This window comes from Nocardia sp. NPDC052316, from assembly GCF_044547795.1.
Lineage (GTDB): Bacteria > Actinomycetota > Actinomycetes > Mycobacteriales > Mycobacteriaceae > Nocardia.
This window is the reverse complement of the sequence record NZ_JBIUBB010000005.1, coordinates 86013-98890: the sequence shown is the minus strand read 5'-3', so window position 1 is coordinate 98890 and position 12878 is coordinate 86013. Positions and strand designations below refer to the sequence as shown.

13 protein-coding genes are annotated in these 12878 nt (G+C 65.6%); all 13 read left to right on the top strand.

What is annotated here, in order from left to right; genetic code table 11:
- Nucleotides 1–13: 13 nt before the first annotated feature.
- Complete coding sequence (locus tag ACIHA7_RS24035; RefSeq protein ID WP_397293226.1) at nt 14–448, top strand: hypothetical protein; 435 nt, start codon at nt 14–16, stop codon at nt 446–448.
- A gap of 49 nt (nt 449–497) precedes the next feature.
- Nucleotides 498–884 (top strand): hypothetical protein, encoded by a 387-nt coding sequence (locus ACIHA7_RS24030; protein ID WP_397293225.1) that lies wholly within the window; start codon nt 498–500, stop codon nt 882–884.
- A 161-nt stretch (nt 885–1045) separates the two neighbouring features.
- Entirely contained in the window at nt 1046–1636 is a 591-nt protein-coding gene (locus ACIHA7_RS24025) for a hypothetical protein (RefSeq protein WP_397293224.1), read from the top strand.
- A 131-nt stretch (nt 1637–1767) separates the two neighbouring features.
- Nucleotides 1768–2058 (top strand): hypothetical protein, encoded by a 291-nt coding sequence (locus ACIHA7_RS24020; RefSeq protein ID WP_378734702.1) that lies wholly within the window; start codon nt 1768–1770, stop codon nt 2056–2058.
- Between the two features lie 68 nt (nt 2059–2126).
- Complete coding sequence (locus ACIHA7_RS24015; protein WP_397293223.1) at nt 2127–2435, top strand: DUF5361 domain-containing protein; 309 nt, start codon at nt 2127–2129, stop codon at nt 2433–2435.
- A 158-nt stretch (nt 2436–2593) separates the two neighbouring features.
- Nucleotides 2594–5014 (top strand): hypothetical protein, encoded by a 2421-nt coding sequence (locus ACIHA7_RS24010; RefSeq protein ID WP_397293222.1) that lies wholly within the window; start codon nt 2594–2596, stop codon nt 5012–5014.
- Nucleotides 5011–5907, top strand: a complete 897-nt coding sequence (locus tag ACIHA7_RS24005; RefSeq protein WP_397293221.1) for a phage tail protein — start codon at nt 5011–5013, stop codon at nt 5905–5907. Before ACIHA7_RS24010 ends, ACIHA7_RS24005 begins: the two co-directional genes overlap by 4 nt.
- Nucleotides 5907–7526 carry a phage tail protein gene (locus ACIHA7_RS24000; protein ID WP_397293220.1) on the top strand — a complete coding sequence of 540 codons (1620 nt, stop codon included), beginning with the start codon at nt 5907–5909 and terminating at the stop codon, nt 7524–7526. The genes ACIHA7_RS24005 and ACIHA7_RS24000 overlap by 1 nt, the downstream gene beginning before the upstream one ends.
- 22 nt (nt 7527–7548) lie before the next feature.
- Nucleotides 7549–8583 (top strand): hypothetical protein, encoded by a 1035-nt coding sequence (locus ACIHA7_RS23995; RefSeq protein ID WP_397293219.1) that lies wholly within the window; start codon nt 7549–7551, stop codon nt 8581–8583.
- Nucleotides 8584–8589: 6 nt separating this feature from the next.
- On the top strand, nt 8590–9663 hold the full coding sequence (locus ACIHA7_RS23990) for a hypothetical protein (RefSeq protein ID WP_397293218.1): 1074 nt from the start codon (nt 8590–8592) through the stop codon (nt 9661–9663).
- Entirely contained in the window at nt 9660–10715 is a 1056-nt protein-coding gene (locus ACIHA7_RS23985; protein WP_397293217.1) for a hypothetical protein, read from the top strand. Before ACIHA7_RS23990 ends, ACIHA7_RS23985 begins: the two co-directional genes overlap by 4 nt.
- Nucleotides 10716–10816: 101 nt before the next feature.
- Nucleotides 10817–12109, top strand: coding sequence for a hypothetical protein (locus tag ACIHA7_RS23980; protein WP_397293216.1), 1293 nt, complete (start codon nt 10817–10819; stop codon nt 12107–12109).
- Between the two features lie 337 nt (nt 12110–12446).
- Nucleotides 12447–12863, top strand: a complete 417-nt coding sequence (locus tag ACIHA7_RS23975) for a hypothetical protein (protein ID WP_397293215.1) — start codon at nt 12447–12449, stop codon at nt 12861–12863.
- Nucleotides 12864–12878 lie beyond the last annotated feature (15 nt).

Here is a 12878-nt window from a genome sequence, read left to right as displayed (position 1 = left end):
GGGTGGTAGCGCGATGACCGAACGAATCGTGTACCCCGACATCGAGAAGACTCTGGTCGATTATCTGACCGCGCAACTCACCGCAGTTTCCGACACCGCGAAGGTGGTCACCCGGGTTCCGGAGCCACGGCCCGCGCGGATGGTGCGGGTCAAGCGGAACGATCGAATCCTGCGGCAGGACATCGAAGATCGAGAGGGTCGCCGCGGTCCGAACCTGATTCTGGATCGGCCACGAGTGGTCCTCGAATGCACCGATGATGCCGGTGCCGCAGCCGATTTGGCCGGTCGGGTCCGCGCCATCCTCTCGGCTGCCGCGCCGGGTTACCTCGGCACCGTGTGGTGCGAGTACATCGAAGACGTCGGCCTCGAGAACGACACCGATCCGGCGACCGCCGCGCCGCGGCACGCCATCATCGCCGATTTGATCGTGCGCGGCAAAGCGGACTGAACACCTTGCAAGCAAACACAACTGATCACCTCGACAAGGAGAGATAGCAGTGACGCAGCGTGAAATCAGCCTCAAGAAGGATGAAACCCTGCTGGTGCGGTGGATCGCGGAGCCGTTTCGGTATGCGCGGTTGGTCCGCGTCCCCGCCGGCTTCGGCCCCGTCACCTATGTTTTCGACATTCATCCGATCAAGCAAGTGGATACTGAGCAGTTTTCGCAGATCGAGGCTAGGTTTTACCATCCTGACGCATTGGTCAGTTACAACACCGGCGATTACATTCGCGGTACTCAACATGTCTACCGAAATACATGGGGTGAGAAGACCGTGAAGCAGCTGCTCGTGTCGATGCTCGCCGATTATGACCAGGGCTATGAGATTATCGATTGGGGCGGATTCGCGGTCTCCGATGATAGACCGGCTACTCAAGTCCACTGACCCGGAGTACCTGTTCGCTCGCTTTACCTAATTGTGTAAGCAGCGGTGCGGCTGCATCAAAACGTGCGGGGGCATAGCCCTCGCCTGACTCCCCCTCATGGGAGCCACAATTGAATACCGAAATCCCATGGGCCTGCGCAACAATCCCAAGGGAGAATCAAATGGCTGTGCCTTCTAGTAAGTACATCGGCACCGGCACTCCGGTGTCCGTCTCCGGCGGTGTGCTGGTCGCCAATGTCAGCGCCAAGCTGCCCGCCTCCGCAGCGGAAGTTCTGGACCCGACGATCTTCAAGCCGCTCGGCTACGTCTCCGAGGACGGCATCGAGTCCAAGGGCGAGCGCAAGATCGAGCAGGTCAAGGACTGGAACGCCGACATCATCGCCAACCTGCAGACCGAGCACTCGGTCCGTTTCGGCCTCACCCTGTACGCGGTGTGGGACGAGGACGTCCTCAACGAGGTGTTCGGTAAGGCCAATGTCACCGTCACTCCGGCCACCGCCACCAGCGGCAAGCTGTTCACGGTCAAGGAGACCGGTTCGGTCCTGGAGCGTCGCCTCTTCGTGTTCGACATGCTGAGCGAAAAGAAGAAGATGCGCATCGTGCTGCCGAACGCCTCGATTTCGCAGGTGCAGGAGCGCAAGTTCGTCTCGAAGGAACTGGCCGGCTTCAACATCACCATCGAGGCGTTCAAGGACGACTTGAACAACAAGGCTTACCGCTACCTCGACGACGGCGTCCTCAAGGTCGCCTGATAAAGCCCCCAGCGGTGGCGGGTTCAACACCTATGCGCAGGCCCGCCCGCCACCGTTGGGCCCTTATCTCCTATTTCCACAATTTCCCAATCACCTGCGCACAACCACGTCATGAAAGGGTCTGCGAACCAATGACTTCCCCGAAAGCCCCCATTACCCTCAACCGCCCGCTCCAGGTAAAGGACGACTTCGTCTACAAAGTCGACGGTGTCGAATTGCACCTCCCGTCCCTGTCGTACCTCAAGCCGGGCCTGATCCGCCGGATCCGCCGCCTCGGCGATGTCGACGCGATGTACACACTGCTGGAGCTGACTCTGTCCGCCGAGTCGCTCGCCGTGCTGGACGAGATGGATCCCGACGCCTACCACGAGCTGCTGGATGCCTGGCGCACCCACTCGGGAGTCAACCTGGGGGAATCCTAAGCCTCGATGCTCTTCTCGAAGAGCATTGCGAGGCTATCGAATACGACCTGATCACGCTCGGCCTGCGGTTGCGTCAGCTCGGCACCGAAGTGCTCGGCTGGCGTGAGCTGAAGGCGATCATCCGATGGCTGCCCGCCGATTCCGCGCTGTTTCGTGCGATGAACCCCGAGAGCTACCGGTGGCAACTCGACCAGTTCCTGCTCGCCGACATCACCGATTCCCTGCGTTGGCTGGTCTGGGCGAAGACCGACGACGCCAGGAACGGACGCAACCGTCCGGAACTGGTGCCTCGGCCCGGTGTGAAGTCCGGCGGCGAACGAATCGGCACGGCTACCGGCATCGACGAGATGAACGAGTTCCTCAACTGGGAGGAATAGCCGGCGGGCGTTGATCTGCGCAAACGGCCGAGAAAGTAGATGCGAATGTGGAGAAACAAATGAGCTCCGATGTGCGGACTCCGCCGGACTCGAGGCGCCCTTCGGCGCGTGATACCAATACTTCTCGGTCCGAGCAGACACGCCCGCCGGTGATGGCAATGCCGGACATTCTGGCGATGGCCAACAGCGGCCAGCCGGGCCCAGGGCAGAAGGTCTCGTTGCCGAGCGGGGCGGTCTGGGAGGGCGGGAAAGTCACCGGCACCTCGGTGATCACCCTGCCCGGCGACGATCCGATTCTGGTGGCAGGCGATTCGTCGGTGTCGGCGAACGGAATCACCGGTGATTCCGTCCAGATCGGTTCGCTGGCACAGGCTTTCCAGGAAATCCTGGGCGCGGTGCCGCGATTCTTCGCCAACTGGGTCGCGACCGGCGCGCTCAACCGCTACGACCCGGATGCCAAGGGGGCCAAGACGCGGACCCGGATCGTTCGGGTCAGCTCGAAGGCGACGCTGTCCGCGCCGGCTCGTAACGGCCACGGCGACAACGACTCCGACGAGTACATCGATGAATCGGGTGTGCCGGGTTCGGGAGTCGAAGGCCGCACGCCGCAGCGGTTCGCCAACGGCGGCATGGTGTACGGGCCGGGCGGGCCGCGGCAGGACCAGGTTCTTGCCCGGTTGTCGCCCGGTGAGTTCGTGGTCAATGCCGCGGCGACGTCGAATGCGTTGCCGCTGCTGGCCGCGATCAACGGCGGCTGGGTACCGTCGCCGGCATATCTGGGTGGCATGCTGCCCGGCTTCGCCGACGGCGGTCTGGTCGGCGCGGGTGGCTCGGCAGCCCAGTCGTGGCGCGATCTGCTGCGCAATCCCGTCGCGCCGACCAGCCCGGATGCCGCCTTCCGGCCACAGGATTTCGGCCTGTTCGGCATGGTGGCCGATGTCCTCGGCGGCATCGGGAATGCCGCCATCAATGCGGGCGGCGCCGCCGGTGCCGCGCTGGGTTCGATCGTCGCGCCCGCCTTCGGGCCGGGCGGCGTACTGAACTCGGTGCTCGGCCCCGGCGGTGCGGCAGGCGCCCCGACGCAGGGGGCGGTGACCCGCTCGGACTCGCCCGATCTCGGCGAACCCAATCCGTTGGGCGCCGCCATGCGGGTGCGATCCGAGGGCACACCAGGGGCGCTCGGCTTCGGTCGTGCGTACCAGGCGCCGATCGGGAACATGCCGACCGGCAACGAGGCAGGCCAGTCCACGGCTGTGCGCACCGGCGGCCGCAACCCGTTGGGGTCGTTGTCTGCCGCCCTGGCCAATGGCATCGTCGGTGCGGCGACCCAGGCCGGCAGTCAGGTCGGTGCTGCACTGGGCTCGGCCCTCGTGCCCGCACTCGGACCCGACGGCGCGTTGGCGCCGGTGATCGGTGCCCAGCTCGGCAGCTTGATCGGTGCCAAGTTCGGCGGCAGTCTGTCCGCGTCGATGACATTGTCCGGCGAATCCGGTCTCGGCACCGGCGGGCCGACCAGCGTCGGTACCGGCGAGAACGGCAGCGGTGACGGCGGGAATTCGTTTGTGCCGCAACAGACGGACGAGGGAGTCACCGGGGCACCCGGTGGCGGCTCCTCGTATTCCGGCGGCGGTTCGTACACCTACGGTGGCGTCCCGTCCGCGACTCCCTCGCCGACCGGTTCGTACCTGGTCCGCAACCGTCCGAGCAAGAACGGGCAGCCCGGCAACCCGGGCGACCCATCGAGTGTCGATGTGCCGCTGACCGATGCACCGACCGGCGGAACTCCCGCGGTCGGTGCGGCCGGATTCGGCGCGCAGTCGCTGGCCCTGAGCGACGAGATCTACGACCCCTACACGAGCAGCTTCAAAGATCTGCTCAATGTCGCCGGCGGCAAGCTCGGCGGCGACGCGGCCTCCGTGCTCGCACCGCTGCTGGGTCCGAACGGTAACTCGATCATCGAGGCCGGCGCCCAATTCGGCGCTGAGCAAGGTGACGCGCTCGGTGATCTCTACAAGAGCGTGGATCCGGAAGGCAAGTGGTCGTCGAGCATCGCCGCGGTCGTCAAGGAGTACACCGGTATCGACTGGAACCCCACCGGCACCCAGAGTGCGACACCACAAATGACCAGGGATCAGCAGGCCGGGCTCGCCGCTCTGCAAGGCGGCATCAGCGGCCTACAGCAGAACGGCTTGGTCGGCGGTATCACCGGCGCGATCAAGGGCGCGGCGTCCACCGTCGGCAGCACCATCGGTACCGCCGCCGGAACCTTGGTCGCCCCGTTCCTCGGCCCGCTGGGCGCGTTGGCTCCCGCGATCGGCTCGATGATCGGGTCGATGGTCGCGGGCACCGCCGCGGAGTTCATCACCAAGCCGATCGAGATCGTGGCCAGTGGCGTGAAAGAAGAGCTCGGATCCGGTTTCGGCCTGACCAATCTCGCCAAAGGTCCGGGCGGTCGCACCGCCCGGGGAGACATCTACAACTTCAACGGCATGGACCCCAAGAGCGCCGCCATCGCGGTGGAGCGGGTTCGCCGGCGCCGCACGGTGGCGCAACAACGCGGAGGAGGGCTCGGCCGATGACCCACCAACTTTTGGACAACAGCCATTACACGAAGATCGTCCTGTGGGACGTCAACGGCAGGGTCTGGCACCTGTCCGGCTCGAACGCCGGGCGCGAAGGTGTCCGGTTGTCGAACCAGACCGGATACATGTTCGCGCCGGTGCAACTGCTCGTCAACGAGGGTGCGCGCCAGGACGGCGCGACCTTCCAGCGTTCGATCCGCGCCAAGAAGGAGTGGGACTTCATCGCGGTGATCTCGCAGTCCGCGAAAAGCACCGGCGCTCATCCGGTCCGGGACTTCTACGCGGTGCACGACGCCTGGTTCCGCGGGTGGTCTACCGACAAGCCCTCCACCATCGGGTTTTTCACTCGGCATCAGGGCTGGCGGTTCCAGCAGGTGCAGCTCGACAGCGCACCTGAGGCCGTCGGCGAGATCGACCCGGCGCGCAATGCCTTTGCGCTGTACAAGATGTCGGCGACCGCGATGGATCCGCTGGAACGGCATTTCGACGAGACCGCGGTGTGGACCAACACCTCGGGCCTCAACGAGGGCAAGGTGCGGGCACGCAACGCCGCCGACCAGCCCGCCTGGCCGCGGTACACCATGAATGGCCCGGGGCGCTGGGCGATCCTGGATCCCACGGGTGGCGAGACCCCACGGCTGGTGCACACGCCTCGGCTCACCGCCGAACAGACGCTGCGCATCGATACGCATCCGCGACACCGCACCGCCCGCTTGTACTCCGGGAATGCGAAGCCGCCCCAGAATGTTTGGGGTCAGTTGGCCGGTCGCCGCTGGCTCGCGGCGCTGCCGCCATGGAGTGCCACCGACATCATCGTCCAGGTCGACGGCGGTAATCTGCAGTCCAGCCTGATCGTCTCGGTCACCCCGCGATCGTCGAGGCCGTTCTGATGAGCATGCCTGCCTGGGACCCGCAGGACGAAGCCCTGCGCATGGACAAGGCGTACAAGGACGAACAGGAGCAGCTGCGCGATCCTGATGTCCTGGTCCGCTATTGGGACAAGTTCATGCAGGAGGTCGGCGAGGAGCACAGCTACCTTTCGCTGGAGTTCACCTACCCCCGCAACGCGCCCGGCGGACTCAAGATGATCTGCCCGCGCGACATGGTCCACTTCGACCATCTCTTCAACAATAAAGACCACGAAGACGCCACCATCCCGATCACGGTGAACACCAAGGGGTTCCGTTGGGATGGCTATATCACCAAGGCGTCGATCGTCCGGGACGAGTACGGCGTCGAGACCGTCGACATCGAGGCCATCCACTGCTGGAACCACATCTCGACGATCTGTTGCTGGGCAAGCCCTTTCGCGCCGATCCTCGCGCAGTTCCCGCGGCACATGATCCAGTTCGGCCCGGTGCGCACCATCATCACCAACTACCTGACGACCAACCTGATGCGCCTGCAGGCGCCGGGCTGGGTGCCGCCGCAACACAAGGAGAAGCCGGAGTGGGGCGGCACCGGCAACCTGCTCTTCCCGATCGCTGTCGTCCCGGTCGATCCGCTGCACGACACCAGCAAATGGAGTGCGGCGTCGGCGCGCTTCGACATGGCGGACAAGCTGTTCGCTCCCATGCTCGAGGACTCCGGCGTGATGCTGACCGCGCGGTTCTTCCTGCCCGACGAGGATGAACAGCCCGCGCCGAGATGGTTCCACCTCGATCGACCGACCGTGGTGCTGGAGACGGTGGACAAGTCCGGTGTCACCGGCGCGACCGGCACGCTGATCGACGGAATCCGTTCTTGGATAGAGGAATTCACCGGCGACGGCACCACGCCGGTGCGCTATCCGAATCTGGACTCCGCCACCGAATACGAAGCGGTGTACGGAGAGCGCCTCAGCCAGGGCACCTTCCGGAACTACCCGTGGGTGTGGTACTTCGAAGGCGAGTACTCCGGTATCGGTAAGTCCGAGATCGCACTGCACAAGCCCACCGCCACCGACATCATCATCGGCGGCCGCTCGCCCGGCTGGGTGAATGCGGGCATCGAATTCGTGATCAAGGGTTTGTTGTCACTCATCGGGCTCGGCTGGCTGTACCGCGGTCAGCTCAACGACGTGTTCCTCGCATGGAACGTCTACCGCAATTTGGAGCGGGTAGACCGCGCCGGCCCGTATGCCTTCCGCGAGCTGTACATCTCGGGCAGCGACAAGGCCTTCAATCTGGACGGCTTGGTCGCCGCACGTCAGGGCATGCACCTGACCCGCGGCTACACCAGCAAGCGGGTGACCGTCGAAGACAACGCCCCGTACATCCTCGGTCAGGACTATGGGCTCGGCGACCAGATCGGCTTCGCACTCGACGGGCAGATCTTCACCGATTACGTGACCGAGCTGACCTTCACCGACGACCGCGAGACCGCCGCGAAGTGGCACATCGTGGTCGGTGACGGATCCGATGAAGAGGACTCGATCGTCAAGGCATGGCAGCGGCTCGGCCGCGTCGCCGCCGCGATCAAGGATCTGGCTACCGACGTCGGCGCCGATCTCGACCTGCTCATCTTCTGAGCCTTTTCGAAGAGGAGAAACCATGGCGGACATAACTTTTCCCGCCCACATCACCATCAGGCGGGTGCCCGACGTGGACGGGTTGCCCATGCTGACCGCGCAGACGACCGTCTCCGAAGGATCCGCCGACCTGGACCTTCCGCCTGGCCCACCCGGTGAGCCCGGCAGGCAGGGGCGACCGCGCACCACATTCCGGAAGATGGGTGAGATCGCCAACGCGGCGGCTCGCCCGACCGGGCTCGGGCCGGAGGATCGCGGCAGCTGGTGGCATCGGCTCGACGACAACGGGATGGATGTCTGGACCGGTACCGAGTGGCGCCATTCCCCGGATGCGGTCGGACCTCGTGGCCCGGTGGCCGCACCGACCACTATCACCGTTACCAAGACCGAGCGCGGGGAGAACTTCACCGTGCCCGCCGTCGAGTTCAGCGGGACAGGGGCGGACCAGAAGGTGAAGGTGACCGTCCCGGCCGGTCCGCGCGGTCCGAAGGGGCCGCCAGGTGCGTCCGGGCAGATCACCGAGTCCCCGGACTACGACAAGGTGCGCACCCCCGGTGTCGGCAGCGTGTTCGCCTACGACCGGTCCAGTAGGAAGTTCCGGTCGTCGGCCACGCCGCTGGGCCTCGGACCGTGGTCGTGGTACCAGGAAGATTTCGGCACCGAACGGCAAGAGAACGCCGGTCGGATCGAGGGCGGTACGTTCACCATCGCGCCACTGCCCTTCCGGTGGCGACCCGTCGTATACGGGCACATCTACAGTCGTGGCGATTCCGGGGTGAGCGCGGAAGCGACTGTGCGGCTGCACCATTCGCAGGGCGAGATCGTTGCGTCCTCCATCGCGACCTCCGGCGCATGGGTGTATATGCCGGTTGTTCCGTGCTATCGCGACGGCACCACGTCGAAAGTGCTGTCGCCGACGTCGGATTTCGCCACCGTCCCCGCCGGAGCACCCGCGAATCTGATCGTCGCGGTCGAGCGAGTCGGCGACGGCAGCGGCAATATCGGATTTTCGCCATCCCGAGCATCGGTCGTCGTCTTCGCAGAACCAATCGAGTGAGGTGAAATGTCTACGGTAAGACAGTATTTCGCGTCGACGGAGGTCCGCGGGATCGATGAGGGTGTCGGAGCGGCCGGCGTCGTGCAGTCTATGCACGGAACACCGCGCGACGGCTCCCTGGAATTGATGACCGGCACCCCCGGCGACCGGGGCGAGCCGGGAGAGCCCGCCCGGCCGTTCCGTTGGGAAGGTGACATCGCGGATCAGTCCGCGCTCGCGGCGCTCACGCCGAAGCTGACGATGGCGCATGCGGGCAAAGCATGGCGGATCTTGTCCACCGGTGCCCTGGTGTACTGGAACGGTGCCGGATTCGACGAGTTCACCGCGGCCTTCGGCGCCGCGGGGCCCGACGGGCAGCCGTGCACGATAACTATCGGTGCGGTCGATACCGGACCCATCGGGTCCGATCTCCAGGCGTCGGTGACCGGCACTCCACCCAATCTGACGCTCAACCTGACGGTTCCGCGCGGCGGCAAGGGCCGCAAAGGCGAAGACGGTGGTCCCGGGCCGATTCGCAACGCACCGGACTACGCGGACGGTCCGCATGTAGATCGCGCGGTGCCGACGTGGGACCCCGCGGCAGGGAAGTGGAAGCCGCGACCGTACCCCGGCCTACGCGGCCCATGGACCATCCTCGAGGGACGTTCCTGGGATAACGGTCCCGGCTTCGTCGCCTCGGAGACGGGAATCACCGCCGCTACGAAAAACATTGCCCAGCTGAATATTCCCGCGCAGGACACCGACTGGCGTCCGATCATCACCGGTGGCGTCGTCGTGCGCCCCGATGAGAGTTGGAATGAAGTCAGCACCCGCATCGATGCCGAAGTGCGCATCGGCTCGGTGACCGGCCAGCTCGTCGCGCTCGGCGTCGGTTTCGTGACCGGCGCAAGCACCCTCGCCCGATTCCAGCCGCACTACGGTGTGCGCACCATGACCCCGGCCAGCACGGTCGGTGTCGTACCCGCCGGTCAGCCGGTGACGCTGCATGTGCTGCTGCGCCGGTCGGGCACTGCCGACTACGACTATTCCATGGAGCGCGCGTCGATCGTGTGCTTCGCCCGACCCGTGGGGGCGCTGTGACCACCGACAACGCTGTGAACAGCGAACCGACCGTCGTCTACGAGGACGACATCATGATCACCATGCGTGGGGTTGCCGACTCGATCGGGCTGCCGTACACGGTGAACCCGTTCGAGCTGGTCGATCGGGAAGCCCTGATCGAACTCCGTGAAGGTAATCCGGGTGTGGTCGGGCCGGAAGGCGAAGCGGCATGGCCGTGGTCGTGGCAAGGCGACATCGCCGACGTGGCCGCGCTGAACCAACTGAAACTCACCACGGCGGACGCGCGCAAAGCGTGGCGAGTCGTCGCGGAGAACAGCATCTACTACTGGACCGGGATGGGGTTCATCGCTTTCCGCAAGGCCTTCCGCACGGCCGGCAGCCGGGGTGCGTCGAACCAGCTGACCGGAGTTGCCGTCGCGGGACCCACCGGGTCCGCCGCGGCCGCCAGGGTCATGGGTACCTCGCCCGCCCAGCAGGTGGAGATCACCTTCCCGCGTGGCGAGACCGGTGACGTCGGTGATCCGGGTGCGAAAGGGCGGATCCAGGATGCCTCCGATGTCCTGATCGACAGCGAACGCTCGCTCGGTCAGGACCACGTGCTCGCCTGGGACGCCGCCACCCAGAAGTTCCGGCCCATCCCCAGCCCGCGGCCGAGTGGGCCGTGGGTGATCGGACAGAAGCAGTTCACCACCGCCAAGAACGTCACGGACGAGACCAGGACGCTGGCCGCCATCACGATTCCGGCGCAGCCGACGGCATGGCGCCCGCTCGTGGAGGGCGGCGTGCAGGTGCAGACGGAACAACCGACGCGGTGCGATATCGAAGTGCGCATCAGCAGTCCCACCGGTGATCGCGTCGGATACGGCTGGAGCCACCGGGTCTCGCGCATCGCGTATGTGCTTGTCTCGCCGGGCTTTCAGTACCCGACAAAGCCCGGCGCGACCTACGGCATAGTTCCCGCGAACCAGACCATCACCCTGTACGTCGTGGCGCATCGGGTGGAGGGTACCGGCAGCTACAACATCGACTCCAACTACTCGCATATCCACGTTCGCGCGCTGCCTGTGTAGTCGGGACCGCTGCTCCATACCGGCTGACCAAACGGCCGCACTCATTTTCCGTATTCCGGTATGCCGTTTCCGGCTGCCTGCTGTCCGAAAGGCATTGATCCATGGCCGATCTGCCCCCGTTGAAGTACGGCAAAGTCGTCGGGCGCTTCCTCGCGAACGTCCTCGACGACGGCGACGTCGGTGACACCCCCGAATTCGAGCCGCTGACCGGCTCGCTCACCTTCACCGCCGACGCCCCCAAAGTGCTTGTCCCCGGCGCTCAGCTGGGCCCGGCGACCTATGTCCAGCTGCCGAGTCACTACGAATGTCAGTTGGACGAGTGGGGTTTCATCACCTGGCGCGGTCGGCGCGGCGTGCGCCTCGTCGCGCCGAGTGCGGCGACGAATCCCTCGCAGTGGACCTGGCGGGTGTCGTTCGACCTGTCCTATGACGGCGAACGGGTTCCGATGGAGTCCTTCAGTTTCGCTGTGCCCGAATATATTCCGGGCGCCGACCCGGAGAAGCCGGACATCGGTTCGACCGGGCTGGTCGACCTGACGCTGGTCTCGCCGGTGCCTGCCTCGGCCGGCAATGCCGTTGTCATGGGGCCGCGTGGTGAGGGCATCAAGATCGATGGGCAGGTCGGCACCTACGCCCAGCTGCCCGCCGCACCCGGCGAGGGTGCGCAGTATGTGGTGAAGGCGGATGGACTGCTGTACGTCTATCACGCGGCCCACGGTGGCTGGTTGCCGAACGGCCAGGGCGTGGTCATCCGTGGTCAGGCGGGCACCACCGATTGGGCGGGCATCACCGGCAAGCCCGCGGCGTTCCCGCCTGTCATCGGCGATACCGCGACCACCGCGGTCGCCGGTGACGACGCACGTCTGTCCAATCCGCGCACCCCGACCGCGCACACCCATCCGGCGAACCAAATCTCCGATTCGACCGCGCTCGGCCGGTCGGTGCTCACCGCGGCCACTGTGGCGGCCGCTCGCACCGCGCTCGACACGATCGCGAGCACCGACCCGCGGCTGACCGACGCCCGCCCGCCGACGCCGGTCGGGCAGATCTATGACATCGCGTTCAAGTCGCACAGCGGAACTCGCGCAGCAGGTCCGGGCAATGTGATGCCGGAGGGTCTGCGGATCGAGCGGAAGATCTCGGTCAGTTCGGTGACCTATCGCGGCGAAACCGCGGGCACCGGAAATCTTGTCGTCGAACTGAAGGTGAACGGTACTACGGCCGTGACGGGCTCGTCGGCGACCATCCTTCCGGCGAATCAGGCCGGGGATACCACGGTTCCGCTGACCTGGACCTTCAACCCGGGGGATCGGGTCACCGTCTCGATCACCACGCTGGATGCCGGCGCGGGCAAAGGGTTGCAGGCCAGCCTCAAGGGGGTGACCGTCGCATGACGTTGCATGTCGGCTGGCCGAGGTCTGCTACTCCGCCGGCTAATGAGCGGCCTGTTTCGCCAGGTCCCGGCACGGGGCCGCCGGCGGGGCTGCCCGTGGAGCCGCCGGTGGAGCCGCCTGTCGATCCGCCGGTGGAGCCGCCTGTTGAACCGCCGGTGGAGCCGCCCGTCGAGCCGCCTACGGAACAGCCCGTCGAACCTCCCACGGAACAGCCCGCCGATCCGTCCACGGCGCAGCCGGAGGGTTCCGCCGGAACAGGCACTGCCGCAGCCGAGAGTGCTACGGACACATCGTCTTCGGCTGGGGCGTAGCGGTGCCGTTCATCATTGCGGCCGGTATGGCCGAATCCGCGGTGCCGATGGGCATGAACAAGAACGGCAATCAGTCTGTCCCCGCCGACACCCCGAGGGTCAAACTCACGGGCTGGGTCGTCCGCAGTGGTTTCGGGGAGACCGTCATCAGCGCGAACGACGAACTGGTTTCCAGCGGCCCTGGCACGGTGACTGTGTATTGCGGGCTGGAGGTGTCCGGCAACCTAGGTGCCAGTGAGAAGCGAAGCTTCGAAGTCATGCACAACGACACTCCGGTCCAAACGTTCGCCACTGCCGCCGCGTCGGTTGTTATTCCGGCTAAGACGTTGACGCTGGCGCGTGGAGACCGGGTGTGGCTGCGAATGACCGGTTCGACGTTCCTCAATTGGAACACCACTGTCGCGGGCGGCGTGAACAGCTACCTCTACTTCAATCCGGTCTAATCGCTCATCGCTGTT